Here is a 26,729-nt window from a genome sequence, read left to right as displayed (position 1 = left end):
TAGAGACCCCGCAGGCTTGCCGAGGAGGCTCAAGGTCGCCCTCTGGATAAGCGTAGCCATTTGCGGAAATCAAAAGCGGTTTTTTACAGAACATATTATTAAATATTGCCTTACATAGATGCATGTATATAGAAGGAGAGTGTGTGTGAATGAATGTAACAATTTATGATGTTGCCAGAGAAGCGAACGTTTCCATGGCAACGGTTTCCCGAGTAGTAAACGGAAACCCGAATGTAAAACCAACCACAAGAAAAAAAGTATTGGAAGCAATTGAACGACTTGGATATCGTCCGAATGCTGTAGCAAGAGGACTGGCAAGCAAAAAAACAACAACAGTAGGAGTAATCATCCCTGATATTTCTAACATCTTCTATGCAGAGTTAGCTCGCGGAATTGAAGATATTGCAACGATGTATAAATACAATATCATCCTAAGCAACTCTGACCAAAATGTGGACAAGGAATTGCACCTGTTAAACACGATGCTTGGCAAACAAGTAGATGGAATTGTTTTCATGAGTGGGAATATAACAGAAGAGTTGGCATCTGAATTTGAAAGATCACCAGTCCCAATTGTATTGGCTGCATCCATTGAAAAAGACAACAAGGTGCCTTCCGTAACCATTGATTATGTCCAAGCCTCTTTTGATGCTGTAACCGCATTAATTGAAAAAGGGCATAAACGAGTGGGCTACGTGTCAGGTCTTTTTGAAGAACCAATCAATGGGGAGAAAAAACTGACTGGTTATAAACGCGCACTAGAAGATGCTGGTCTTTCTTATGATGAGGAGATTGTGTTAGAAGGTGACTATTCGTACGATTCCGGTATAGAAGCAGTCGAAAAACTTATCGCATTGAAAGACCGCCCAACAGCGATTTTTGTTGGAACAGATGAAATGGCTTTAGGAGTCATCCATGGTGCTCAGGACAACGGATTGAACATCCCGGAAGACATTGAAGTAATCGGATTTGATAACACTAGACTTGCTACAATGGTCCGCCCACAACTCTCCACAGTTGTGCAACCAATGTATGACATCGGGGCAGTAGCCATGAGACTATTAACGAAATTCATGAATAAAGAGAAAGTAGAAGATCAAACTGTCGTACTTCCACATAGAATTGAATTTAGACGCTCAACAAAATAAAAAAACTGTCGATATAGATAGTAAAAGAAGAGGACAACCACCAAAACGTTTGTCCTCTTTCTTTATCTAAAAATGACAATCCATTGATTAATCACTTTCCCCAGTTGACTGGAGTGAAAGGTGAGAGACTCCAGCGGGGGAGTAACGGTAGCTTGAGACCCCACAGGCAAAGCCGAGGAGGCTCAAGCACCGTCCCGCGGAAAGCGATCACCTGAAACGAAAGGAAACTGGGAGTTAGTGAGATAAGTCAATAAAAACAAGAGCGTTTAAGGTCAGGGGAGAAAGTATGAAAAAGTTTGATATGTTAACACCAATAGGTCTCGTTCTCGGTCTAGCAATGATATTATTCGGCATCATTAACAACTCTGGTTTAAGCGGTGCAAGCAGCTTCTTGCATTTTCCCTCGTTTCTAATCGTAATTGGAGGAACACTAGGAGCGCTACTAATTACCTTTAACCTAAAAGAAATGAAAGTAATGCCAACCGTAATTAAAGCAGCATTTTCCCGACAAGAAAATGAACTGCCAAACTTAATTCAGACATTTGTCCGATTATCAGATCGAGCTAGAAGAGAGGGGCTATTAGCTCTGGAGGCGGAGCTTGAAGATGTAGAAGATGATTTTATAAAAAAAGGCGTCCTGCTTGCTGTGGATGGTGTGGAACCAGAAGTAATCCATGACATTATGAATGCTGAAATCTCAGCAATGGAAGAAAGACATATGAAGGGGAGAAGCATTCTTGAAAAAGCAGGGGATTATGCTCCTTCATGGGGGATGATTGGTACGTTGATTGGATTGGTCCTAATGTTGAAAAACTTAAACGATCCTACCACCCTTGGACCAAACATGGCCATTGCTATTCTGACAACGTTGTATGGAACACTTTTAGCAAATCTTGTATTTCTCCCAATGGCTAGTAAACTTGCAAATAAGACGGAAAAAGAAGTATTTTTAAAACAAATTATTATCGAAGGGGTTATCGGCGTTCAATCTGGACAGAACCCTAAAATTTTGGAGGAAAAACTTTCTGCTTTCCTTTCCAATCAAGATAGGAAAAGAAAAGAAGAACCAGTAGCTGAAACATTGGAGGAGAACTTTCAATGAAGCGCCGTAAAAGAAAGGTGTCTGTTGAAAGTGGTGCACCAAAGTGGATGGTCACGTTTTCCGACCTCTTTATGCTTGTTTTAGTATTTTTTATTTTATTATTTTCCATGTCACAAATAGACTTGGTAAAATTTAAAGCTGTAGCAGAGTCGTTCAAGCAAGTGAATATCTTGGATTATAATCCTTCCGCTGTTCCCTTCGAGCACCCGACAGATTTCTCTGTAAATACAGAATCGACCAATAACCAAGAAGATGTTTCGAAAAATCAAGAAGTAGCGCAGGCGAATGAAGATAGTCTGCAAGAACTGCTTGTTGAAGTACAAACATTTTTAGCTGAAAATGACCTCGAGGATGTAGTGGTAGCCAACAGGACAGAGCGTGGGATTGTCCTTGTGCTTGAGGAAAAAGTTTTATATGAGACGGCTGAAGCAAGAATCCTTCCTATTGCGCATCCTTTTCTCGATAAAGTTGGAACATTACTAACCAAAATTCCTAATTTGGTCAAGGTAGAAGGACATACCGATAACAGACCGATTTCAACAGAAAAGTTTCCTTCTAACTGGGAACTATCTGCAGCGAGGGCAAGTAGTGTCATTCGATATTTGATCGACTCTCATGACTTAGATCCTGAGCGTTTTATTGCCGTGGGTTATGGGGATACAAGGCCGATTGTAGAGAATACATCAGATGCTAACTATCAAAAGAATAGAAGGGTAGAAATTGTCATTTCCGATCCACAAAAAGAAGAAATAGTTAACTGATATCATGAAAAAACCAGCTCTTCACGCTAATTGGCGTAGTGCTGGTTTTTCTTTATCCAATCTGTGAATTATTATCAGTTCGCAGATGGCTAATGGGATATAGAGCTTTTAAAAGGAGCTGTTTATTTTTCTCCGTAATTTCCTGTTTTCGTGGAATGGGTTTATAAAGGTCCTGGGGGTCTTCCCATGTGGAAGGCAACGCAACAGGTGCCTTGTCTTTCCATTCGTTTATCCAATCTTCTGACAATGACCCATACATATTGTTCTTTTCCATCATCTCTAACCAAACATGAGACCATGCCCTTGGAACGACTCTCCAAATATCATAGCCGCCTCCTCCAACACCAATCCATCGCCCTCTGCAATATTGATGGGCAATTTTATGAGCAAGCTTCGGAATCTCCCGATACACTTTAATAGAAGTGGACAGATGGGTGAGTGGGTCAAAGTAATGAGCATCAGCACCATTTTGCGTTAAAATGACATCTGGCTTAAAGAAATTGGCCACTTCTGTAAGTGACTGTTCATAAACCTCCAAGAAAGAGTCATCCTCTGTAAAGGCGTCGATGGGAATATTGAAAGAATACCCATATCCATCCCCTTGCCCCCGTTCATTTACATTACCTGTCCCAGGGAATAAATACCGCCCCGTTTCATGGATGGAAAGGGTGCATACATTGGGATCCTCGTAAAAAGCCCACTGCACACCGTCGCCGTGATGGGCATCCGTATCTACATAGAGAACTCTTGCTCCATACTTTTCCTGAAGATACTTTATGGCCACAGCAGTGTCGTTATAAATACAAAATCCTGATGCCTTTCCCCGGAAACCATGATGCAGCCCGCCACCTAGATTTAAGGCATGTTCGGTTTTTCCTGTCATGACTTGATCGACAGCTGTTAAAGTTCCACCGACAAGCAGTGCACTGGCTTCGTGCATATCAGGAAATATAGGTGTATCTTCTGTCCCGAGCCCATAGTTGTTTGCTTTTTCTTTAGGCAGTAACCCTTTTCCAGCCAATTTAACAGCCTCAATATAGCGCGGATCATGAATAAGCGCTAATTCCTCATCAGTAGCCATTCTCGGTGGAACAATATCTTGACTAGAGAGCAGGTTGCTCTTTTGTAGCAAGTCATAAGTGAGTTTAACTCTTAGTTGATTAAAGGGATGGTTTTCACTGAACTTATAGGTCTGAAAATCATCCGAATACACAAAGACTGCTTTTTTCATGAGGTTACACCCGGCAAGTTCGGCCATAGCACTTCATAGCCTTCTTCCTGCAGGTCATGAATGACACCTGTAGGATTCATCGTCTGAACCCGGAAGACAAGAATTTTAAATTGCTCATCTTGATGAGGGTAGACAAGCACACTGAGGATATTTAGCTTTCGTTTCTTTAACATGGAGGTTACTTCTGCAAGCTTCCCGGCAATATTTTCGACTTTTACTTCGAACTGTGATGCAGGCTGATTTGCTCCTGTTAATTGTACAAATGTATAGAGCAGGTCCGTTTCTGTAACAATTCCTACGAGTTTGGATTCTTGTATGATCGGAAGGCAACCAATCTTATATTCATAAAAAGTCGCGGCAACCTCCTCAACAAAATCCAGGGGGTGTCCTGTTAATACATTTGTTTTCATTACTTTGGAAAGAGGCTGCTGTAGGTCCTCTTGGGCACTATTTTCATATAATGCTGCCTGAAGCCCGTTTCGAACATCCCTATCAGATATTATCCCAACCAACTGCCGATTATCATTTACGATAGGAATATGACGGATATTCTTTTCTTCCATAAGGTGAAGGGCTTGCTCCACCGTATCAGTGGGCAGTAATGTATGAACATCTTTCTTCATAATTCTTTCTACAATCATGGTCTTTCCTCCTTCTAAAAGAAGTTCCGTATAAACCATTATATGCTAGTACATAAAACGGTTGTGAAAGCGAAGTTGATCAAATCTCTGTACAGATTCCTGGTCAATATTTTTGCCGATTCTAGCCATTAAACAGTTGGCAGGATGGGAACTGATTTCAGGGTCGTCGGTTGCATAGTATTCCAAACCACCGGCATTCATCATTTTTTCCATTATTTTTCTATACTCCCAAACATTAAGTCCCGTTCCCTTTAAGTCCCAGTGCCAATAATATTCGGTTGTTATGACAATATAGTTTTCCATCATGTCATCCATCATTGAAACTTGAAGCAGGGATTTACCAACAGAACTCCCGCGAACTTCCGGCACTACTTCAATGGCACCAAGTTCAATAAGGTTTTCCATTTTCCCTTCTGACCATCTTTCCATCGGATCAGGGTAGAGATAGGTAACATAGCCAACTATGGTATCATGTGTTCTTGCAATGATGATTCTTCCCTCTGGAAGGCCTGCAATTTCAATCAAAGCCTTACGCTGTTGTTCCGGAGGTCTAAATGCAACAAGGTCTTTATGAAATTCATAGCTTGCCAGCTTCTCTGGTGTAACTGGTCCTTCAATGATCAAGCGGCTATTTTTCGTTCTAATTTCCTTAGCATTATACGTTTTTCTGTGTTCCATCTAACTCTCCACCTACTTTTACCTACAAGAATAATTGTAATCTTCTAATGATATTTTCTCATTTTACAAGAAAAACACAAGCGAATTAAACCGCTTTCATTTTACTCTACCTCTAGTCTACTAGAAAACACAAAATTATTCATGCAATACTATTAATTTTTAAAAAATTGAGAAAAAATTCTATCTGTACTATAATAGTATTGTAGAAATATACATAAGGGGTGTTTGTGGATGAAAGTGGAAGCGTTACCAGTAACGAAGGGGAACTACAATCTAGAAGACTATGAACAAACCTACCGAAATTTTGACTGGTCAGAGGTAGAAAAAAACTTCAGTTTTTCTGAAACGGGAAGAGTGAACGTCGCTCATGAAGCCATCGACCGTCACGCAGAATCTGCACGTAAAAATAAAGTAGCACTATATTACCGTGATCCAGAACGTGATGAAAAGTATACGTTCAAGGAAATGAAAGATATGTCCAACAAAGCAGGTAACATTTTAAAACAGACTTGCGATGTGGAAAAAGGAGATCGTGTCTTTATTTTCATGCCACGTTCCCCTGAACTATATTTTGCAGCACTTGGAGCGATCAAGCTTGGCGCGATTGTCGGTCCATTGTTTGAGGCATTTATGGAAGGCGCTGTTAAGGACCGATTAGAGGACAGTGAAGCAAAAGTAATCATCACTACACCAGAACTGCTTAATCGCATCCCGCTAGATGATCTGCCTGCACTGAAGCATGTTGTACTCGTAGGGGAAAATGTGAAAGAGGAAGGACCTTTCATCGACTTCAACTCCCGTATGAAGGAAGCAAGCAGAACGCTTCAAGTGGAATGGGTGGAAAAAACAGACGGCTTGGTGCTTCATTATACAAGCGGATCCACCGGGAAGCCAAAAGGAGTGCTTCATGTTCATAATGCCATGATTCAGCACTACCAAACAGCTAAGTGGGTATTGGATCTTAAAGAAGAAGATGTGTACTGGTGCACCGCTGATCCAGGTTGGGTAACAGGAACGGCTTATGGTATCTTCGGACCTTGGCTGGTAGGAGCATCCAATGTCATTGTTGGTGGCCGTTTCAGACCGGAAGCATGGTATGAGACAATTGAGGATTATGGCGTATCTGTATGGTATAGCGCACCAACAGCATTCCGTATGTTGATGGGAGCAGGAGACGAAGTAGTCAAAAAGTTTGATTTATCTTCTCTTCGCCATATCCTGAGTGTTGGGGAACCGTTAAACCCGGAAGTAATTCGTTGGGGTGTGAAGGTATTTAATCTCCGCGTACACGATACATGGTGGATGACAGAGACAGGTGCACAATTGATTTGTAACTATCCAGCAATGGAAATCAAGCCTGGTTCCATGGGCAAGCCGATTCCGGGAGTAGAAGCGGCAATTGTGGACGATCAAGGAAACGAACTTCCGCCATATCGCATGGGCAACCTTGCGATTAAAAAAGGCTGGCCGTCCATGATGCACACGATCTGGAACAATAAAGAAAAGTATGAGTCCTATTTCATGCCAGGTGACTGGTACGTTTCCGGTGATTCGGCTTATATGGATGAAGAAGGCTACTTCTGGTTCCAAGGCCGTATCGATGATGTTATCATGACATCCGGTGAGCGTGTTGGACCATTTGAAGTGGAAAGCAAGCTTGTGGAGCACCCTGCTGTTGCTGAAGCCGGAGTTATCGGTAAACCGGATCCTGTGCGCGGTGAAATCATTAAAGCGTTCGTTGCGCTTCGTGACGGTCATACAGCAAGTGACGAGCTCAAAGAGGAGATACGTCAATTTGTGAAACGGGGTCTTGCAGCACATGCGGCACCGCGTGAAATTGAATTCCGCGACAAGCTTCCAAAGACTCGTAGTGGAAAAATCATGCGTCGTGTGTTGAAAGCATGGGAGCTGGATTTGCCTACTGGTGATTTGTCTACGATGGAGGATTAATAGTATTTTCGGATTTTCTAAAAACAACAGCCTACCGTTTTTGCGGTGGGGTGTTGTTTTTTTATTTGGGGAATTATTAGGAGAGGTGGGCTGTGTCGAATTTTGTTAAAAGGTAGAAGGCTGCTTGAAAATTGTAGAAGGTTAACTGGAAAAGGTAGAAGATCGCGTGAAAGTAGTAGAAGGGTATCCCAACAAGGTAGAAGGTCTCACAAAAGTGGTAGAAGCTCTCTCCGAAAAAGACAGTACAAAAGAAAAATCACACTTTTCAAAATTTCGTATTGCGAAATAAACCCCTACAAGAGTACTATAGATACAGGACATATAGAGAATAGGGGAAACAGCAATGGGAAAACATAAGTTATTTTTATACACAAAGGCATTATCTGACTTCGGTTCATTTATGGATTTGATTGTATTGAATGTAGTCGTATATGCAGCAACTGGGAGTCCTGTCTGGTTGGCTGCAACGATGGCTGCTAGAACAATTGGGGGTGTTCTGGCCAGCTTAGTTAGTGGAATAGCGGCAGATAAATGGAATAGAAAGACCATCATGCTTGTGACGGACATCTTGCGGGCGGGACTGATTCTTTTATTAATCCCCTTTCCTGATCCAGTAATGATTCTGGTCGTATCCGCTTTAATCGGATTTATTAGTAGCTTCTTTATGGTCAGTTTCAGTGCGGAGGTTCCGCAAATATTCGGCCAAGATAAAATTCTTGAAACGAACTCGCTTATTGCGAGATTGACCTCCATCAGCCTTGTCACTGGATTTATCGGTGCAGGGGTAATAACGGAAGTTTTAGGATATAAGTACACCTTATTGATTGATGCAGGGACATATCTGCTATCCGGCTTTGTCCTTTGGAGAATGAAGTGGGATCCTACCACAGCTAAGAAAAACAAGGAGATTGTCAGCGGATTTAGAAATAATATTTTGTCCGTTCTCAAGGATACGAGGGAGGTGTACCGTTACCTTAAGTTAGCACCTATGCTCTTAATGATAAATGTTGTATTTCTGGTAGGAGCTTTTGCAGGTAGCTCGCATAATCTTGGGATTCCTTTATTGGCCGAACAGATTGATGGAGATCGTCAAAGCTTCTATTACGGCATGATTTGGGGTGTCTGGGGGATAGGTTCGGTTCTTGCAACTTACACGATACCAAAACTAAAAATTATTAGAAGTGAAAAAATTTATTCTGTATTTTTCTTATCGGCTATGTTCATGTCACTCGGCTTTATTATCTTCTTGTCAAATACATTCATTAGCGTCATTTTATTTTTTGCTTTTTTAACAGGGATTTTTGATGCTTGTTTTACAACTTTACATGCAAGCATTCTTCAGAAGTCGGATAATTACATAAGGGGGAGGGTTTTTGCCGTAGGGATGCTGCTGAAGTCACTAGGCTTTGCACTAGGGTTTGTCATTGCGCCAATTTTGTTAAAAGGTCTTACCATGCCACAAATGGTACTCATCCTGCATGGAACTCTCATAACGACTTCATTAATTATTTTTATAGTCGCTAGCAACTGGAGTAACAAGAAAAGACAAAACGCAGCTTTAACATAATGAACAAGGCACTTACCCATGTGGGTAAGTGCCTTTTAGGTTTATTGCCTAGAAAAATTAATCTTCTCCGTCGTCTCCACTATCATCTGGTGGAGGATCTGTAGAGTTATCGTCGCCGTTACCGCCGTCGTCATCTCCACCACCATCGTTTTCACCGCCATCGTCATTACCGCCACCACCATTGGAAGGTGGTTTAGGATCCGGTTTTGGCTTAGGCTTAGGTTTTGGTTCATCTTTTTTATCCGGATCTCCAAGCTTTGCTGAGCTGGATGGAGAAGATTCTTTACCACTGGCATTAACTGCAGTGACGTAGAAGAATCCGGATTTTTGAGAGATTTTGGTGCTCATGTTGTCATCAGCTTGCACGGAAGCAATTCTTCGTGCGGAGCTAGCGCTGTTTTCTTTATAGTAAACGTAATAACCAATAACGTCTTTTTGTGAGCTTGCTGCCCATGTTAAAGTGGAGCCGGATACGTTCACACCACCAACTTGTTTCGGTGCCGAACTGTTAGCTGGCAGAGGATCCTCAGAAAGTACCGTCAATCCATCAAAGAGAGTTTTATCCTTCATGTATTTAGCGAGTTCTTCCAAGCTATCCAGTTGAAGTTTCTTCAAGAAATCCGGTTTAATCATCGGTCCTTCCTTAACAAATTCGGAAGGTGTTGAACTTAATGGTGCATAAGCAATGTCCCCAATTTGAACATATTTCCCTGTTGTTAAACTATCATCCGTTTTCGTTGGAGCATATTTTGCGTTAAAAATGTCTTCCCCAACAAGGCCTGCTTTTTGGCAAAGATCGGATGGTAACAAACCTGACAGCTTACAATAGCTGCGGCGAACGATTCCGCCTGGCATTTGGAATTGTCCGGAAGGGCCAATTAATTCCGGATTGATGTCGTAGGCACCGTTTAGTAGTTGTGCCCATAGTATTTGGCTTCTTTGTGTAGGAGTTCTACCACTATTTGCCCTTAATACATGTCTCTCGTCATACCCCATCCATAGACCAAAGGTAATATTTGGATTAGAACCCATCATCCAAATATCATGTGTATCCTGGGTGGTACCGGTCTTTCCAGCCCAATCGGAACTGAATTGTATATGATCTCTTGCTACGTTTGCAGTACCCCTTCTAAAAGTATCACGCATAGTATCTATCATTAAATATGCAGTCTGAGGAGAATAAATCTCGACAGGCTCTACTTTATGCTCATAGATGACTTCCCCATCTTTTGTTTTAATACTTTCAATTAAGTAAGGTTCAACGTAATTCCCACCGTTTGCGAAGGTAACGTAACCTGCTGTATTTTCTTCTACGCTAACCCCGACAGATGGTGAACCAAGAACTGCAGAGATGTTTGCAGCATCCCCTTGGGTTAGTTTTGTAAAGTTTTGTTTGAATAAGTATTCCATCGGACGTTGAGGCAGAATTTCCATATATCCACGGATAGCCGCTAAGTTATGGGAAAGTGCCACGGATTGACGCACAGTTTGAAGACCGTTGAATTGATTATTCCAGTTGTTCGGTGACCACGGATCTTGTCCTGGAAGGTGCACGGTCAACGGTGTATCCGCAAGTATGCTGCCTGGTTGGAGTGTCCCCATTTCATATGCAGGTGCATATCCAAGTAACGGCTTCATGGTAGACCCATTATGACGCCAAGTGTTGGTGGCGAAGTTTAAGTCCTTGATTTTGAAATCTCTTCCTCCTACAAAACTGATTATTGCACCAGTTTTGTTGTTCATCAACAAGGCGCCAACTTGTTCTGCGTTTTTTGCTACAAGTTCTCCTGTATCAGGGTCAGTCTCTTCTTCATAAGAATACACCTTTGTTTCATTAAAGTAAGGAAACTCCTGTGTAATCTGTCTCATTTTCGAATAAATGTCTTTATCTATCGTTGTTTTGATTACATAGCCCTTTTGTCTAAGCGTTGTATCTGCCAACTGCAAATATTCTCCAAGTAATTGTTCGTTACTGTCTAGCTCTTCTTTTTCGTAGCCATCATTTAATGCCAGTTGCTCTGCAATGATTTCTTGCGCACGTTCTTCAATCTCGAATGCTACGTACGGGTATTCTTCAATGGCACTGTTAGTGGGCTCCGCTAGATCTTTTGTGATGTCATAAGCGAGTGCCTCTTCATACTGATTATCATCAATATGTCCCATTGCGTGCATACGGTGAAGTACATATCTCATTCTATCGAGACCTGGTTCCAGTCCTTCAGGAGTTTTCACTTCCGCTGAACGAGTAAAAGGAGTATAGGCAAATGGGCTTTGTGGAAGTCCAGCAATAAAGGCAGCTTGTGGAATGGACAATTCACTGATGTCAACACCAAAAATCCCCTCTGCTGCTGTCTGAGCTCCGGCAATGTTTCTACCGTTTGAATCCCTACCAAAAGGTGAAACATTTAGGTATGCTTCAAGTATCTCTTCTTTCGAGAAATAGTTCTCCAGGCGAAGGGCGAGGAGTATCTCTTTTGCTTTTCGATCAAAAGAGACATCATTTGTTAAAATTTGATTCTTGATCAACTGTTGTGTTAACGTACTTCCACCAGTTTGGTTGGCGGAATTTGTTACTTCCTGAACAAGGGCACGAACGATGGCTTTTGGTACGACCCCTTCATGTTCATAGAAGTATTCATCTTCTGTTGAGACAAGTGCGTTAATTAAATGCTCTGATACGTTATCCAGGGACACTTCTTCACGAAGTAGATCTGCACGATATTTTCCTAAATAAACGTCATTGGCAAAATACATTTCTGTAGATTCTTCGTAGTTGTAAATGTTTTTTCTCAAATCTTCGTAAGAACGAATGGGTTCTTCTTTGACGAGTGCTGCAAAATAACCCGCACCTGCACCGCCAGCAAATGACACCCCGATTACTCCGATAACGAGAAAAACAAGAATGAGATTCCACACTACTAAATATGTAATGTTGGCGCCTTTTTTCGTCTTATTATTTATGAAAAATTGAAAAAAGGTCTGTGATTTTTCTTTGAACTTGTCGTAGTTTGACATATTTTATCTACCCCCCGGCAAATCATACTAATTATAGCATATTGAGGTTTTATAGCGACAAACTTTTTGTTTTCTTCCAAAATTTTCTTTATGTTTCTGTTGACATGATACGCTTTTTTATGGTAAAAAGACTTTATATAAATTTTTGATTAGTTATAGAATGTGCTAAGAAAGGAATAAGTAGTACAAATAGGCATGCTTAAAGAGAGCTGATGGTTGGTGAGAATCAGTACACCTATTTGAATGAATTACCTCCTCGAGCATCTTTTGGGAACGGCCGCACCTTGGCTTAGTAGCAGGAGACGGTGAGAACCGTTACATTTTTGAGTGGGAAAGCGGCTTTGTCTGCTTTTCAATTAGGGTGGTACCGCGTATAAACTCGTCCCTTCTTTTATAGGAGGGATGGGTTTTTTTGTGTTCAGGTACTGCTTAACATAGCTGATGCTCTCCACAAACGGCTTCGCTTTTTGCGCCGAGCATCAGCTAAGTAATCCGCTTAATTATATATAATAAAGCAACATAAAAAGGAGATATTACAATGAGTTTATTAGAAGATTTGCAGTTTAGAGGGTTAGTGAATCAGATTACGGATGAAGATGGATTGACGAAGCTTTTATCAGAAGAAAAGGTGAAGTTGTACTCTGGTTTTGATCCAACAGGGGACAGTTTGCATATCGGACATTTGCTGCCGATTCTTACTTTGAGAAGATTTCAGCAGGCAGGTCACCATCCAATTGCGTTGGTAGGTGGAGCAACTGGATTAATTGGCGATCCTAGTGGTAAAAAAGCGGAACGTACTTTGAACACATCTGACATCGTTGTCGAGTGGTCCAACCGAATCAAAGGGCAACTATCTCAATTTTTGGATTTCACAGCTACAGAAAATCCAGCAGTGATTGCAAACAACCATGACTGGATTGGGGAAATGAATGTCATTTCTTTCCTTCGTGATGTTGGGAAGAACTTTGGTCTTAATTACATGCTTGCAAAAGATTCCGTACAATCCCGTATTGAATCTGGAATCTCTTACACAGAATTCAGTTACATGATTCTTCAATCTTTGGACTTCTTGCATTTATACAGAGGTCAAAATTGCAAGCTTCAAATTGGTGGAAGCGACCAATGGGGAAATATCACAGCAGGTATGGAGCTAATCCGTAAATCCGAAGAGAATGCTAAAGCATTTGGTCTGACGATTCCACTTGTGACAAAAGCGGATGGCACGAAATTTGGTAAAACTGAAGGGGGCGCCATTTGGTTAGACCGAGAGAAGACGTCACCTTACGAGTTCTACCAATTCTGGATCAATACAGATGACCGTGATGTTGTGAAATACTTGAAATTCTTTACGTTCTTGTCACGCGTTGAGATCTTGGAGCTTGAAAAAGAACTGCAAGAAGCACCGGAAAAGCGTTCTGCTCATAAACGTCTTGCAGAAGAAGTTACGAAGTTGGTACACGGTGAGGCTGCTTTAGAACAGGCAATCCGGATTTCAAAAGCATTGTTCAGCGGCTCCATCTCTGAACTTTCTGCTGATGAAATTAAACAAGGTTTTGCGGATGTTCCTTCTTTTACAGTGGAAAATGATGAGCAGTTAGCATTAGTGGAACTGTTGGTTGCAAGTAAGATTGCGCCTTCAAAGCGTCAAGCGCGTGAAGATATTACAAATGGGGCTATTTCCATTAATGGAGAGAAGGTTCAGGATCTTGCTTACGTGTTAGGTGAAAGCGACCGCATTGAAGGTCAATTTACTGTTGTTAGAAGAGGGAAGAAGAAATACTTCCTTATTAAATACTAATCTCTTGTGAGGACTGTCCGTTTGGGCAGTCTTTTTTTGCGTGGTAGGAAATTAGCGCAAACTTTCTTGATGAAGACCTCAGTTAAGCCGGAATGGAGTGAGAGAAGTCTTCATGAACGGTATGAAGACCTCCAGGACATGCAAATAGAGTGAGAGAGGTCTTCATGGACGGTATGAAGACGTCCGTGTCGTGAAAATGGAGTCAGAGAGGTCTTCATGGACGGTATGAAGACGTCCGTGTCGTGAAAATAGAGTGAGAGAGGTCTTCATGGACGGTATGAAGACGTCCGTGTCGTGAAAATGGAGTGAGAGAGGTCTTCATGGACGGTATGAAGACGCCCGTGTCGTGAAAATGGAGTGAGAGAGGTCTTCATGGACGGTATGAAGACGCCCGTGTCGTGAAAATGGAGTGAGAGAAGTCTTCATGAACGGTATGAAGACGTCCAGGACATGCAAATAGAGTGAGAGAGGTCTTCATGGACGGTATGAAGACGCCCGTGTCGTGAAAATGGAGTGAGAGAAGTCTTCATGAACGGTATGAAGACCTCCAGGACATGCAAATGGAGTGAGAGAAGTCTTCATGGACGGTATGAAGACGCCCGTGTCGTGAAAATGGAGTGAGAGAAGTCTTCATGAACGGTATGAAGACGTCCAGGACATGCAAATAGAGTGAGGGAAGTCTTCATAGAAGTATCAGTAATCGCTAACATGAAAAATCAGCCATTTTTTTTCACCCTCTAGCTTAATAGGTGGTAAACTTAGTTGTATGTGGAGAAACCTTTAGGAGGGATGGGTATTGTTTCAAAAAGAGGTTTATGTTTTTGATAAAGACAAGCCGGTTAAAGCTATTATCCGAAATTATCGGGAAAAGGACTTTGCTCAATTAATCCGCGTACAGCAGGAATGTTTTCCGCCACCTTTTCCATCAGAGCTGTGGTGGAATGAGGAACAGCTAAAGAATCATGTGGATTTGTTTCCGGACGGATCACTTTGTGTAGAAATTGATGGGGAAATTGCTGGCTCCATGACTGGTTTGCGTGTAAACTACACTCCCGGTGAGCCTGATCATAGTTGGGAACAAATTACGGATAACGGCTATATTCGTAACCACCAGTCTGAAGGCAACACTTTGTATGTAGTGGATATTAGCGTCAGTCCAGCTTACAGAAAGCTTGGACTTGGAAAGTGGCTCATGCAATCCATGTATGAAGTGGTCATTCAGCTGGGGATGGAACGTTTATTGGGTGGAGGAAGGATGCCGCACTATCATAAGTATAAGGACGAAATGTCAGCAGAAGGCTATCTAGAAAAAGTGGTTAACGGCGACATCAAAGACCCCGTTATTTCTTTCCTCTTGCACTGTGGACGAACCCCTGTAAAAGTGGTCAAAAACTACCTCGAAGACGAAGACTCATGCAACCATGCCACGTTGATGGAATGGAAAAATCCTTTTGGACCATAAAAAAAACAGGACGGAATTTTCCGTCCTGTTTTCTAGGTCATCACTATTAACGAGAGTAGAACTCAACGATTAGTGCTTCATTGATTTCAGCAGCTAATTCAGAGCGCTCAGGTAAACGAGTGAACGTACCTTCTAAAGCGTCAGCAGTGAAAGTTAGGTATTCTGGTACGAAGTTGTTTACTTCTACAGATTCCTTAACAGAGCTTAGGTTGCGAGATTTTTCGCGAACTGCGATTACTTGACCAGGCTTAACGCGGAAAGATGGGATATCTACGCGAGATCCATCAACCGTGATGTGACCGTGGTTAACTAATTGACGAGCTCCACGACGAGTGCGAGCAAGACCTAAACGGTAAACTAGGTTGTCTAAACGAGATTCTAAAAGAATCATGAAGTTTTCACCGTGCTTACCTTGCATTTTACCAGCAGCATCGAAAATGCTACGGAATTGACGCTCATTTACGCCGTACATGTGACGTAATTTTTGTTTTTCTTGTAATTGTAAGCCGTACTCAGAAAGCTTTTTACGTTGGTTAGGACCGTGTTGTCCTGGTGCGTAAGGACGCTTTTCTAATTCTTTACCTGTACCGCTTAATGAAATGCCTAGACGGCGAGAGAGTTTCCAACTTGGACCTGTATAACGAGCCATGAATGACTCCTCCTTCGTGTTATTATTTGTTGTAAAATAATAACAGATGTGACTCATCTACTTGACCATTTTGTTTTCATGTATCCTCGCTCTGCAGCAAAGAGTTACACGATACACCTCCGTAAAGTTGTTACGGGGAACAAAATGAATCAACATAGCATACCACATAGGCTGCAATATTTTACACAAAGGCTATTATATCGGAAAAAAGGATAAGAAGTCAAGGATAGTTTAGAAAAGGTTGGGGACTTAAAAAAAGCGGACTATTAAATAGGATAAAGTAGCAGATGTTTATGATATAATTTTTTCAGAATTATTTCAAGGTGGAATGAAGATGTATAAAGAAACAGGCAAGGAAAAATTGATCCGATTCAGCATCATTTCAGCAATTGCTGCGGTAACACTCTATTTATTTGTAAGTCAATATACTTCAACTAACGAAGAGGTTGTTGTTCAACCAGAACAACAACAGGTAAAACAATTGGCTGTCGTTCTTCAAGAAATGGATTTCCAACATCATTCTCCAATGCTAGCCATGGTAAAAGAACATGAAAATCAACCTATGCTAATTATTTATAAAGTAGACATCGAAAACAACTATCGCTTTGAAACTCAGTACGCCGTGAAATTAGAAGAGACGCCGACCGATATAAAACGGGATGAAGTCTCTGATGGGGTTTGGCTGAAGACAGACAACACCTGGACCTATTATGATTCACAGCTGAAACAAGTGAAAAGGCAAGAACAACATATTAATAATGAAGAACTGACATTTTCAGTGGATATAAATGAAGTAGATTCTAAACGGTATGAATTACAGATTCATAATGAAGATGGAACAATACTAAAAAAGGAACTTGATAAAGAACCATTGTCCGTTGTTCGACTTTCTGGACAAAAAGATCTTTGGTTTGTTTTATTTGAAAAAGACACGATTTTATTAGTTCCGTAAAATAATACTAGGAAAATGTTACCTATTACCGTTATAATATAGGTAATAAGTAATATAAAAGGTGAAAAAAATGGAATCCAATAACAAAATGCTCGAAATTAAAAGCAGAATATTTGATTTTTTCCTTTCGTCTTCAGATCTTACACAAACTACTTTTCTCACACAGTTACAGCTGTTATTGAAAGAAGAACTCCAAGCAGAACAGGCTATAGTAACGTTGAAAGGGGAGCTTCTTTCACAAAACCAATCTATTATTTGTGAGCAGGCAATCTCCTATACTATTCATTCAGGTGAAGGTAGTGATGTGGAAAATGTTATCATTCCTCTTTTTGATGAGGAACATGCTATAGGCAAAATAGACCTGCATTTTCATTCTCCTGTACCTCTTCCACTAGATAGCTTCAATCAAATGTCAAAAGAACTCTCAATTATTTTTCAACATTATAATGAATACATACATAAAAGAAATGAAGAAAAACAATATCAAGAATTGTACACCATCACTTCTAAATTTCATTCAGCTATGAAGGTAGAAGGTATACTATCTGAAGTGATTAAATTGTTACAAAGAATGTATGAGGACTTTTCTTACCTTCTTTTACTTACTTCAGATAATGATGATCTTAAGCATCTGCCCATTAAAAAATTGGATTTTGAAGATAACAATATTTGTGCCATGAATGCCTATGTGACAGGAGAGGTTCAATATGAAAATTCCATTAAAGATAGAAGGGCGAATATCTATATCCCTATAAAGGGAGGACAAGGGGTATATGGTGTCATGCAGATCATTTCGTTAGATGCTGCGACACTTCCTGAATCAGAAATAAAGTTCATTAAACTACTAGCAGACGAAACAGGTGCAGCACTCGAGAATACGCAACTTTATGAGCAATCCAAGCAGGTTATATCTGATTTGCAACTTATCAATGAAACCTCCCATCAATTGAATACAAACTTAAGGCTAACCGAAGTGACCTCCTTTATGGTGAAAAAAATTCTTCAGTCCTTTCATGCAAAAGAAGTAGCATTCGTTTTTTATCAAGAAACAGGTACGGAGATTTTGCCAGGTTCAACAAAATTCTTTCAGCAACATGACATAGAAGAATATCTTCTGCATATGAAGGAGTTTTTATATTCCGATGAGGAACCTCTTTTTATTGGAGATCTTCGTGTACATAAACGTTTATCGGACCTTCCCTTCTGTTCTTGCATGGTGATCCCCATGCTCATACCAAATGGGGGGAGAGGGGCTTGTGTAGTGACACATCCCTTGCCGTATTTTTTCAGCTTTGAACAATTTAAGCTCTTGCAGTCACTTATTCACCATTCGACTTTGGCTTTTAATAACTCCATGCTACGGGAAGAATTGGAGAAATATGTGATAACCGATTATCTGACAAAACTTTATTCCAGAAAATATTTGGATGATAAAATAGAGAAATCAATGAAAAATGACTCCTTTGGGACATTCATTCTTTTAGATATCGATGACTTTAAAATTGTAAATGACACGTTTGGCCATCAGGTAGGAGATAAAATCCTCATCCAGGTCGCCGATATTATAAAGGGAAATATCAGGGAGACCGATATCGGAGCAAGATGGGGTGGAGAAGAACTTGCCATTTATTTACCTAAAGTAGATTTGAAATTAGGGGAAAGTATAGTCCTTAGAATTATAGAAAAAATTAGGGGACAGACGAATCCGGGAGTAACGGTTTCATGTGGAATTTCATTTTGGAACAAGAATACTCAGGATTCACCGAGGGACCTCTTTCACAGAGCGGACTATGCCCTATATAAAGCGAAGGATCAAGGGAAAGACCAATTATTTATAGAAGGTTTTTCTGAAACAAGTAAAAAGGTTAAAAGCTAATGACACACTCCCTTCATCTGTTACAGATGAAGGGTTTATACATTCTGGAATAATTTTTGCGACCATTAAAGAAAACGCTTTCATTTTTCTGTCGTTTGCCATATGCTAGTAATGGATGGGAAATTGGAAGGGAGAAATTTTTATGGATAAGCAGAAAAAACAGCAGTTTGAGACGGAAGTTATTCATCATGGATATGATAGTTCCATTTATCAAGGAAGCTTGGCACCGCCAATCTTTCAAACTTCTACTTTTTCCTTTCAAACGGCACAACAAGGGGAAAACAGGTTTGCAGGAGAAGAAGAGGGCTACATTTATTCAAGACTTGGAAATCCAACAGTAAAAATGCTAGAAGAGCGGATAGCCTCCCTTGAAAACGGTGAAGCAGGTCTTGCATTCGGATCGGGTATGGCGGCAGTTTCCGCTGTATTGATTGCCTTAACGAAAAGCAACGACCACATCCTTTGTTCACAAGGGATTTATGGATGCACGTTTGGACTATTACAATTATTGAAAGATAAATATAATGTGTCACATAGCTTTTGTACGATGCAGACAGAAACGGAAATCATAGAAGCCATCCAACCAGAGACGACATGCATCTATGTGGAAACACCAATCAATCCGACCATGGCATTAATAGACTTGGAACTTATCGTTTCCATAGCTAAAGAGAAAAATATTAAGGTAGTCGTTGATAATACTTTCTGCTCTCCTTATTTGCAGAAGCCGCTAGATCTAGGCTGTGATATTGTGATTCACAGCGCGACTAAGTACATTGGCGGACATGGGGATGTGATCGCTGGTTTGATTGTCGGTTCTAAAGAGATGATTACAGAAATATCCATGACTACATTGAAAGATATTGGTGGGGTCATGTCTCCGTTTGATGCGTGGTTACTGATTCGTGGCCTGAAGACTTTGCACGTCCGCTTGGACCGCCATTGTGATAATGCCGAATACATTTTTGAACAATTAGAAGCACATCCTATTGTGGAAAAGGTTTTTTATCCAGGTGATAAGAAGAGTGAAGCATATCCAATCATGCAAAAACAGATGAAAAAAGGTGGGGGGCTTATTTCTTTTACCATTAAAGGTGGAAAAGAGGAAGCTCAAAGACTATTAAATGAATTGCAGCTGATTAAAATTGCAGTAAGTCTAGGGGATGCGGAAACCTTGATACAGCATCCGGCTACGATGACCCATGCGGTTGTACCAAAAGAAAACAGAGAACTCATGGGGATAACAGACAGTCTACTTCGCCTCTCAGTCGGCCTAGAAGGAAAAGAAGACATCTGGCAAGACCTGAAAAAAGCATTAGATAGTTTATAAGAAACATAGAAAAAGCGTCTAACCCTGAGTATTTGGGTTAGACGCTTTTTTGATGAATAAGAAAGCAAACAAGTTTGTTGATTACCGTTCCAGGCGCTCCGCTTGCCTGCGGGCGGTCCGTGAGCCTCCTCAGGCTTCGCCTTCCGGGGTCTCACCAGTCCCTTCCTCCCGCGGGCGTCTACGCGCCTTCCACTCCAATCAACAAGGTGGCTTCATGTATTGAAGGGTTTTTGAAAAGGCATTACATAGGTCTAAGTATTTTTTAGCTGTGGATTGGAGCAAATGGCGGAGACTCCAGCGGGGGAGTAACGGTAGGTTGAGACCCCTGAAGCGTTGTGAGGAGGCTCAAGCACCGTCCCGCGGAAAGCGAAGTCATTTGCGGAAAGGAACAGCTGCTATTAACTACTAACTAATGTTTTTTTACTAGGAAGGACCGGACGGTTTTTTTCTTATTTTTCTTATGCATCAGCAAGCAAGATAGATACAAATTTCTCCAGATAGACTTTATCCAGCTCATCAAAACGATCCTTGATTGGGCTATCAATATCAAGAACCCCGATAACCTTCCCATCTAGTACCATCGGAACAACAATCTCTGACTGTGAGGCTGCATCACAAGCGATATGACCCGGGAAAGCGTGCACATCAGCCACAAGTTGCGTTTGTATGGATGATGCAGCCGTTCCGCATACACCACGACCAAATGGAATTCTGACACATGCAGGCAAGCCTTGGAACGGTCCCAACACCAACATGTCTTGTTTAGACTCATCTGTTAAGTAAAAGCCAACCCAATTCACTTCCGTTAAGAATACATTCAACAATGCTGAAGCATTGGAAAGGTTGGCAATGAAATTAGGCTCATCGGCAATAAGAGCTTGCAATTGTTTTAGTACAAGTTCGTAGTTTTCTTCTCTTGTACCTTTATAGTTTTCGACTTGAAACATCATAATCCCCTCGCATTTTCATAGCTAATTGTGGAAAAACAACAACAAAAGTAGAATACCTAATGAAGTTGTCGACATTTAATAAAAGGATATACGTTCATCTTCACGAAATCAATAATTAAGAATCGAAATCACCAGAAAGGGTGAAGAAGATGGAAAAGACAAAGCAACGAATCATTGATGCAGCAATCATTCTTTTTAATACAAAAGGGTTTGATGGCACCTCTGTACGGGAGCTTGCTAAGAAAGCAAATGTAAACGTGGGGCACATCTCCTATTATTTTGATAATAAAGCAGGTCTGCAAGAACATCTATTATCTAGTTTCTTTGATCAGTACGTTTCCATCTTAGAAAAAGTTTACAAAAAGATGTCCTCTTACACTGCAAAGGAATGCCTACTGGAATGTGTAGAAAAAACCATGCAGTTTCATCGTGAAAATCGTCAATTGGCAAGGTACGTTTATCGGGAGCTTACGTTTGATACTATTCTTGTCAGGGAAATCATGTCAACGTATTTAACGAAGGAGAAGTATTACTATAAAGCAATTTTAGAGAAAGGGCATAAAAAGAAGGAGTTTCACGTTCCGTCTGTTCTGATGGCTGTCATGCAATTGAAGAGTATGATTAGTACGCCGTTTTTGCAATCTCAGTATTTGGCGGAGGTGTGGCATATTATGCCGTATGAAACGTCTGCGGTGGATCAGTATGAGAAGGTTATTGTTCAATGGTTGGAGCAGTTTATATTTGTGGAGCAAGAGCAGTTAGAGAAAATTGCATTATAATATTCCACTTACTGTTGATCTTCGCTGCAGGCGCTTCGCTTTCCGCGGGCGGTCCTGGAGCCTCCTCACAACGCTTCATGGGTCTCCCCTGTCCCTTCCTCCCGCAGGACAAGGAAGGCTTCGGAAGCGATACATCGCACGAAGAAAATGTGCTAGCATTTTCGAGGAGTCTTCGCGCCCTCCGCTCAGATCAACATGGATATTCTTATAATAACTCTTTATCAATAAATTTATATCCTTGCCCAAGTCCCTTTACTGTGTGTGCGTCGGATCCGTACACGAGGGGGATTTTTCTTTTTTTTGCTTCTTTTGCAATGGACATTGGAGGATAGGAGTCTTTACATAGTGGTTTGACAAATCCGGCGCCATTATAGTCCAGTTCATACCCTTTTAGAGAGACTGCATCCAAGATTGGATTAGTATACTCCTGGATGGCTTTATTGTGTGGAAAGCGCTTTTTGAATTTTTCTACCAAAGTAATATGGCCGATTCTTTTTGGTTTATATGGGCCTAAATCAGAGTGGATGGATGTTAAGAGAGTGGAGAAATAAGATTCATAAACTGCTGAAAGCCCTCCAAAAACCCCGATAATTCTTTCAAATTCATCCTCACTGAAGTCTAAGCAATAATACAATTCTTCTTTTTTTAAAAAATGAACAGATAATATGCTGTCATCCAAAAGAGGTCCCAGTTCTTCTAAAATTTCACGTGTTTCTTTTTCGTATCCATCAATATAATCCACTTCCAAACCTATGTTAATCTTTATGTCAGATGCATAAAAAGACTTTATTTTCTGCAATTCTTCCATATAGGCAGGGATGCTGTCCCAATCCATGGCACTATCCCTGTCAGGAGCTGGATCGGTAAATGATTCTGGTAGTGGGGCGTGTTCTGTAAAGGAAATCTCTTTGTATTTTAGGTGTAAAGCTTGTTTAATATACTTTTCTATTGTATCTGTGCTACCATGCGGACAATAGGGGGTATGGACATGTTTGTCGATAATCAAGAAAAACCCTCCGATACTAGAAGAAATATGTAAAAAAATTAAAAATATTGGTCAAAAAATGTCGTTTACATGGTATCATAAAAACATTGAAATATAAATAAAATGGGCGTGGAATATATATCAGTCCATTTAGATTTTTATACATATATGAGTTATTGATTAAGATGAATAAATGTACATAGAAGACAGGAACCACCATCCGGGTAGAAGGGGACTAGGTATGGAGTATATTATTGGGATTTTAGCACTAGTAGTTATTTTTATCAGCATTAGTTTTGTTAGAAGGAAGAAGATTTATCAAGAAGTGGACCGCTTAGAAAACTGGAAAGTGTCGATTATGAACAAACCGGTATCAGAAGAACTTTCTAAAGTGAAAGATTTAAACATGACCGGTCAGACGGAACAGCTTTTTGAGAACTGGCGTTATCAATGGGATAATATCTTATCAACAGAACTTGTAAATATTGAAGAATACCTTTTTGATGCGGAAGATTTTGTTGATAAATATCGCTTCAAAAAAGCAAAAGATGTGTTGTCGTTAGCTGACAGTAAACTTAAGGATATTGAATTAAAAATTAAAGCGATATACGATGAATTAGATGAACTGATTGGCAGCCAAGCAAAAAGTGCTGAAGAAAATGAAAAATTGGAAGCGAAATACTCTAATTTTAAAAAGCAACTGCTGAACCAACGCCATCAATATGGAAGCACAACCCCTTTATTGGAGAAAGAACTGGAACAGATTCAACAGCTTTTTGCAGAATTTCACCAATCTATATCCAATGGAGATTATCTAGTTGCAAGAGAGTTGATTGCGAAGATTGAGAAAGATCTAGAAGTTTTTGAAGCCAAACTAGAACATATACCAGGACTGTTAATTGAATGCCAGTCTGTGATTCCTAGTCAACTTGCCGAAGTGGAAACGGGCTATAAGGAAATGCTTGCAGAAGGGTACATCCTCGATCATGTAAACCTGGAAAAAAGCATTGCTAGCCTTCATGATAAACTCAAGCAGTCTACGAAGTTACTCATGGAAACTAAGGTATTGGAAGCTAATGAAGGCATCGAGGTTATTAAAACCGAAATGGATGATCTTTATGATCAGATTGAAAAAGAAGTTTTGGCAAAACACTATGTCATAAAAGAACTTCCATCTGTTGAAGGCATTTTGATCGCTTTGTCATCTGCTAGTGAAAAGACAAAGCAAGAAACCTACGTGGTGCAGGAAAGCTATCAGCTACAGCAGGAAGACATTCAAACACAACAGAAAATAGAAGAATCCATGCTTGCACTTAATGACCGCTATGAAAAGCTCAGTGGCCACCTTCTTGATCAGACCATTGCCTTCAGCATTTTAAAAGAGGAGTTGGAGGACATCTGTGAACAGATCGACTCTCTTCAGGAGATTCATCAACAATATACGGAGAGCTTGATGGCATTACGAAAAGATGAAATGGCTGCAAGAGAGCAATTGAACTCCTTAAGAAAAATGCTGTTTGAAGTAAAACGTTCGATTGAAAAAAGTAATATTCCTGGATTACCAAAAAGCATATATCAGGAGCTATCCATGGCGAATGATCAGCTGAAGGCTGTAACGGGGAAATTGGAAGAAAAACCGTTAAATATCGTGGAAGTAAATGCAGTGTTATATGAAGCAGTAACAAGTGTTGAAAAATGCCATGAGGAAGCACTCGATATCCTTGATCATGCTTACTTAGCGGAAAGTATTATCCAGTATGGCAATAGATACCGCAGCAAACATCCTACCGTGCATCAAAGCTTGGTAGAAGCAGAGCAGTTATTTAGAAATTACGAATATAAAAGCGCTTTGGAAGAAGCGGCTACTTCGCTAGAAAAGGTAGAACCAGGTGTATTGAAGAAAATAGAAAAAGTACTTGAAAAGGAAAACTAAAAGTGAAGTACGCGCAGACTTTACTTGTAGCCATCCTACTCATCTGTGGGACCTTTATATGGTACAGTTTTTATACAACCTTTCAGGAAAAGAGAGAGGAGGGTGCACAACCTGCTATTTCTTCTCCTTCACAGGAAGAAGAAACAGGTGCTCCTCCTTCAGTAGATAAAGATACGGATGAGAAAGTCACTATCCCATACAATCATCAAAATGGACTCACTCACCAAATGGTCAATGAGTGGAACCTAGAGGATGAACGGATCAGTATCGATCGCCTTCTATCTCTATTAGAAAAAAACAAACCATAAAAAAGGCTTGGATTCTCAAATCCAAGCCTTTTTTAAAAGAATAAGAAGTATAAAATCCAGTTGATTTCCGTTCCAGGGCTTCGCTTGCCTGCGGGCGATCCGTGAGCCTCCTCACAACGCTACAGAGTCTAACCTGTCCCTTCCTCCTCGGGCGTATAGGCGCCTTGAGAATAACCAAACAACTAAAAAAGAACCGGACAGTTTTGCCCGGTTCTTTTTTTGGTATTACGCAATGCTTTCATTAGACTGTTTTGTAGTTAAAGCACCAACAAGCATCCCAATTAACACACCAATCACTGCAGGAACCAACCAACCTACTCCTTCATTATAAAAAGGAAGTATGCTGAAAATGTCCTGTAAGAAAGTTAATTGGATACCAGCCATAGCCAATCCATCCACGAAACTTACAATACCAGTGAACAGCAGAGCAAACCCATACACAAACGACTCATTTCTCCAACGATAAAACGAAAGAATAATCAATACAATTGCTAATGGATAAATCATAATCAATACAGGCAACGATATTGTAATCAATTGCTCTAAGCCGACATTAGATACAACCAAACTAAAGACGGACAAGATTGCCACAAATACCTTATATGATACGGATGGCATAATTTTAGAGAAGAATTTACTTGTCGCAGAAACAAGTCCTACAGATGTCGTTAAGCATGCAAACGTAATTGCAAGCCCTAAAATAACCGCTCCGATAGAACCAAACAGATAATTAGCAGCACCAGATAATATTTGACCGCCATTTCCTGCAGCTCCTACTGCATCAAGACTAGTTGCACCAAGATAGGAAAGACCTGCATAGACGACAGTCAAGCCTATGGCAGCAATAAATCCTGCTTTTAAACATAGGGAAGTAATCGTTTTTCTATCTGTTACACCTTTATCCTTTATTGCAGAGATTACAACAATTCCGAAAACTAAAGCTGCAATGGTGTCCATAGTTAGATACCCTTCAAGGAAGCCCTTAAAGAAAGCGGAACTTTGGTATGCTTCTGTTGGAGCACCTATAGCCCCCATCGGAGTGATAATACTTTTGACAACAAGAATACCAATTACCAGCAACAATATCGGTGTTAAGACTTTCCCGATCCGATCTACAAGTTTTGCTGGATTTAAAGCAAGATAATACGTAATAGCAAAGAATACTAATGTAAATAGAAAAAGTGCCAGTCCCTGTGGGTTAACCGATTCAGGTAAGAAAGGTGTTGCAGCAATTTCAAAGGCTACAGTACCTGTACGCGGGATACCGAAGAATGGCCCGATCGCTAAGTACATAATGATAGTAAAAACAATTCCGAAAATTGGGTGTACACGATTAGCAAGTGTTTGAAGGTCGCCTCCTGTGTAAGCAATGGCCATTACTCCAAGAAGTGGCAGGCCAACTCCTGTAATCAAGAAACCTATAACTGAGATTCCTACGTTATCACCGGCTGCTTGTCCAAGTAATGGAGGGAAAATCATATTCCCGGCACCTAAAAATAAGGCAAACAGCATTAGTCCCAATACCAATATATCCTTATTTGTATATACTTTTTTTTGCATGAAAATCCTCCTGATGAGAAAATAAGATGAATACGTTTTCATCCTATCATAATT

General features: G+C 40.6%; 21 protein-coding genes and 1 other annotated feature. Of the genes, 13 read left to right on the top strand and 8 right to left on the bottom strand.

What is annotated here, in order from left to right; translation table 11 throughout:
* Positions 1-149 precede the first annotated feature (149 nt).
* The 3 genes from ccpA (at position 150) to motS (ending at position 3,011) form a co-directional block, all read left to right on the top strand.
* Positions 150-1,148, top strand: a complete 999-nt coding sequence (gene ccpA / locus HC179_RS15015) for a catabolite control protein A (protein WP_168865036.1) — start codon at positions 150-152, stop codon at positions 1,146-1,148.
* Between the two features lie 286 nt (positions 1,149-1,434).
* A complete protein-coding gene (gene motP, locus HC179_RS15010; protein WP_168865035.1) occupies positions 1,435-2,250 on the top strand; it encodes a flagellar motor protein MotP in 816 nt (271 codons plus the stop codon).
* Positions 2,247-3,011, top strand: a complete 765-nt coding sequence (gene motS, locus HC179_RS15005) for a flagellar motor protein MotS (protein ID WP_168865034.1) — start codon at positions 2,247-2,249, stop codon at positions 3,009-3,011. The genes motP and motS overlap by 4 nt, the downstream gene beginning before the upstream one ends.
* 52 nt (positions 3,012-3,063) lie before the next feature.
* Here the strand turns inward: motS and HC179_RS15000 are convergent, their stop codons facing one another.
* Genes HC179_RS15000 through HC179_RS14990 form a run of 3 tightly spaced genes read right to left on the bottom strand, consistent with a single transcriptional unit; the run spans position 3,064 to position 5,561 of the window.
* Positions 3,064-4,242 carry an acetoin utilization protein AcuC gene (locus HC179_RS15000; protein ID WP_240948543.1) on the bottom strand — a complete coding sequence of 393 codons (1,179 nt, stop codon included), beginning with the start codon at positions 4,240-4,242 and terminating at the stop codon, positions 3,064-3,066.
* Positions 4,239-4,883, bottom strand: a complete 645-nt coding sequence (locus HC179_RS14995) for an acetoin utilization AcuB family protein (RefSeq protein ID WP_168865032.1) — start codon at positions 4,881-4,883, stop codon at positions 4,239-4,241. Before HC179_RS14995 ends, HC179_RS15000 begins: the two co-directional genes overlap by 4 nt.
* 45 nt (positions 4,884-4,928) lie before the next feature.
* Entirely contained in the window at positions 4,929-5,561 is a 633-nt protein-coding gene (locus HC179_RS14990) for a GNAT family N-acetyltransferase (RefSeq protein WP_168865031.1), read from the bottom strand.
* Positions 5,562-5,792: 231 nt separating this feature from the next.
* Here HC179_RS14990 and acsA point away from each other — a divergent pair, with 231 nt between their 5' ends.
* Positions 5,793-7,511, top strand: coding sequence for an acetate--CoA ligase (gene acsA, locus HC179_RS14985; RefSeq protein WP_168865030.1), 1,719 nt, complete (start codon positions 5,793-5,795; stop codon positions 7,509-7,511).
* Positions 7,512-7,854: 343 nt separating this feature from the next.
* On the top strand, positions 7,855-9,078 hold the full coding sequence (locus HC179_RS14980; protein WP_168865029.1) for an MFS transporter: 1,224 nt from the start codon (positions 7,855-7,857) through the stop codon (positions 9,076-9,078).
* A gap of 57 nt (positions 9,079-9,135) precedes the next feature.
* Here the strand turns inward: HC179_RS14980 and HC179_RS14975 are convergent, their stop codons facing one another.
* Positions 9,136-12,093, bottom strand: coding sequence for a transglycosylase domain-containing protein (locus HC179_RS14975; RefSeq protein ID WP_168865028.1), 2,958 nt, complete (start codon positions 12,091-12,093; stop codon positions 9,136-9,138).
* A 158-nt stretch (positions 12,094-12,251) separates the two neighbouring features.
* Positions 12,252-12,483, top strand: a binding site (T-box leader).
* Between the two features lie 148 nt (positions 12,484-12,631).
* On the opposite strand from HC179_RS14975, the gene tyrS reads away from it, so the two are divergent.
* Complete coding sequence (tyrS, locus tag HC179_RS14970) at positions 12,632-13,891, top strand: tyrosine--tRNA ligase (RefSeq protein WP_168865027.1); 1,260 nt, start codon at positions 12,632-12,634, stop codon at positions 13,889-13,891.
* 796 nt (positions 13,892-14,687) lie between these two features.
* A complete protein-coding gene (locus tag HC179_RS14965; RefSeq protein WP_168865026.1) occupies positions 14,688-15,353 on the top strand; it encodes a GNAT family N-acetyltransferase in 666 nt (221 codons plus the stop codon).
* Positions 15,354-15,399: 46 nt separating this feature from the next.
* Here the strand turns inward: HC179_RS14965 and rpsD are convergent, their stop codons facing one another.
* Positions 15,400-16,002 (bottom strand): 30S ribosomal protein S4, encoded by a 603-nt coding sequence (gene rpsD / locus HC179_RS14960; protein ID WP_148987911.1) that lies wholly within the window; start codon positions 16,000-16,002, stop codon positions 15,400-15,402.
* 334 nt (positions 16,003-16,336) lie between these two features.
* Here rpsD and HC179_RS14955 point away from each other — a divergent pair, with 334 nt between their 5' ends.
* The 3 genes from HC179_RS14955 (at position 16,337) to megL (ending at position 20,160) form a co-directional block, all read left to right on the top strand.
* Positions 16,337-16,954, top strand: coding sequence for a hypothetical protein (locus tag HC179_RS14955; RefSeq protein WP_168865025.1), 618 nt, complete (start codon positions 16,337-16,339; stop codon positions 16,952-16,954).
* A 70-nt stretch (positions 16,955-17,024) separates the two neighbouring features.
* A complete protein-coding gene (locus HC179_RS14950) occupies positions 17,025-18,830 on the top strand; it encodes a sensor domain-containing diguanylate cyclase (protein ID WP_168865024.1) in 1,806 nt (601 codons plus the stop codon).
* A gap of 142 nt (positions 18,831-18,972) precedes the next feature.
* Positions 18,973-20,160, top strand: a complete 1,188-nt coding sequence (gene megL / locus HC179_RS14945) for a methionine gamma-lyase (protein WP_168865023.1) — start codon at positions 18,973-18,975, stop codon at positions 20,158-20,160.
* A gap of 458 nt (positions 20,161-20,618) precedes the next feature.
* Here the strand turns inward: megL and HC179_RS14940 are convergent, their stop codons facing one another.
* Positions 20,619-21,107 (bottom strand): GAF domain-containing protein, encoded by a 489-nt coding sequence (locus tag HC179_RS14940; RefSeq protein WP_168865043.1) that lies wholly within the window; start codon positions 21,105-21,107, stop codon positions 20,619-20,621.
* Positions 21,108-21,259: 152 nt separating this feature from the next.
* Here HC179_RS14940 and refZ point away from each other — a divergent pair, with 152 nt between their 5' ends.
* Positions 21,260-21,889, top strand: a complete 630-nt coding sequence (gene refZ / locus HC179_RS14935) for a forespore capture DNA-binding protein RefZ (RefSeq protein ID WP_168865022.1) — start codon at positions 21,260-21,262, stop codon at positions 21,887-21,889.
* A 205-nt stretch (positions 21,890-22,094) separates the two neighbouring features.
* Here refZ and hisJ read toward each other — a convergent pair whose 3' ends face one another.
* On the bottom strand, positions 22,095-22,895 hold the full coding sequence (gene hisJ / locus HC179_RS14930) for a histidinol-phosphatase HisJ (RefSeq protein ID WP_168865021.1): 801 nt from the start codon (positions 22,893-22,895) through the stop codon (positions 22,095-22,097).
* 220 nt (positions 22,896-23,115) lie between these two features.
* Between hisJ and ezrA the strand changes: the two genes are divergently transcribed.
* Positions 23,116-24,807: a septation ring formation regulator EzrA gene (gene ezrA, locus HC179_RS14925; RefSeq protein WP_168865020.1), complete on the top strand. Its 1,692-nt coding sequence runs from the start codon at positions 23,116-23,118 to the stop codon at positions 24,805-24,807.
* A 2-nt stretch (positions 24,808-24,809) separates the two neighbouring features.
* Positions 24,810-25,115: a hypothetical protein gene (locus HC179_RS14920; protein WP_168865019.1), complete on the top strand. Its 306-nt coding sequence runs from the start codon at positions 24,810-24,812 to the stop codon at positions 25,113-25,115.
* 225 nt (positions 25,116-25,340) lie between these two features.
* Here the strand turns inward: HC179_RS14920 and brnQ are convergent, their stop codons facing one another.
* Complete coding sequence (gene brnQ, locus HC179_RS14915) at positions 25,341-26,675, bottom strand: branched-chain amino acid transport system II carrier protein (protein WP_168865018.1); 1,335 nt, start codon at positions 26,673-26,675, stop codon at positions 25,341-25,343.
* Positions 26,676-26,729: the final 54 nt, after the last annotated feature.

The organism is Bacillus sp. RO1 (assembly GCF_012524115.1).
In the GTDB taxonomy this organism is placed as follows: domain Bacteria; phylum Bacillota; class Bacilli; order Bacillales; family Bacillaceae_I; genus Sutcliffiella_A.
Note: the sequence above shows the minus strand (reverse complement) of the source record. Positions and strands in the feature narration are given on the sequence as shown.

Bases quoted from the DNA above. Each gene is read 5' to 3' on its own strand.
- ccpA (WP_168865036.1), top strand. From the start codon at position 150: ATGAATGTAACAATTTATGATGTTGCCAGAGAAGCGAACGTTTCCATG.
- motP (WP_168865035.1), top strand. From the start codon at position 1,435: ATGAAAAAGTTTGATATGTTAACACCAATAGGTCTCGTTCTCGGTCTA.
- motS (WP_168865034.1), top strand. From the start codon at position 2,247: ATGAAGCGCCGTAAAAGAAAGGTGTCTGTTGAAAGTGGTGCACCAAAG.
- HC179_RS15000 (WP_240948543.1), bottom strand. From the start codon at position 4,242: ATGAAAAAAGCAGTCTTTGTGTATTCGGATGATTTTCAGACCTATAAG.
- HC179_RS14995 (WP_168865032.1), bottom strand. From the start codon at position 4,883: ATGATTGTAGAAAGAATTATGAAGAAAGATGTTCATACATTACTGCCC.
- HC179_RS14990 (WP_168865031.1), bottom strand. From the start codon at position 5,561: ATGGAACACAGAAAAACGTATAATGCTAAGGAAATTAGAACGAAAAAT.
- acsA (WP_168865030.1), top strand. From the start codon at position 5,793: ATGAAAGTGGAAGCGTTACCAGTAACGAAGGGGAACTACAATCTAGAA.
- HC179_RS14980 (WP_168865029.1), top strand. From the start codon at position 7,855: ATGGGAAAACATAAGTTATTTTTATACACAAAGGCATTATCTGACTTC.
- HC179_RS14975 (WP_168865028.1), bottom strand. From the start codon at position 12,093: ATGTCAAACTACGACAAGTTCAAAGAAAAATCACAGACCTTTTTTCAA.
- tyrS (WP_168865027.1), top strand. From the start codon at position 12,632: ATGAGTTTATTAGAAGATTTGCAGTTTAGAGGGTTAGTGAATCAGATT.
- rpsD (WP_148987911.1), bottom strand. From the start codon at position 16,002: ATGGCTCGTTATACAGGTCCAAGTTGGAAACTCTCTCGCCGTCTAGGC.
- HC179_RS14955 (WP_168865025.1), top strand. From the start codon at position 16,337: ATGTATAAAGAAACAGGCAAGGAAAAATTGATCCGATTCAGCATCATT.
- HC179_RS14950 (WP_168865024.1), top strand. From the start codon at position 17,025: ATGGAATCCAATAACAAAATGCTCGAAATTAAAAGCAGAATATTTGAT.
- megL (WP_168865023.1), top strand. From the start codon at position 18,973: ATGGATAAGCAGAAAAAACAGCAGTTTGAGACGGAAGTTATTCATCAT.
- HC179_RS14940 (WP_168865043.1), bottom strand. From the start codon at position 21,107: ATGTTTCAAGTCGAAAACTATAAAGGTACAAGAGAAGAAAACTACGAA.
- refZ (WP_168865022.1), top strand. From the start codon at position 21,260: ATGGAAAAGACAAAGCAACGAATCATTGATGCAGCAATCATTCTTTTT.
- ezrA (WP_168865020.1), top strand. From the start codon at position 23,116: ATGGAGTATATTATTGGGATTTTAGCACTAGTAGTTATTTTTATCAGC.
- brnQ (WP_168865018.1), bottom strand. From the start codon at position 26,675: ATGCAAAAAAAAGTATATACAAATAAGGATATATTGGTATTGGGACTA.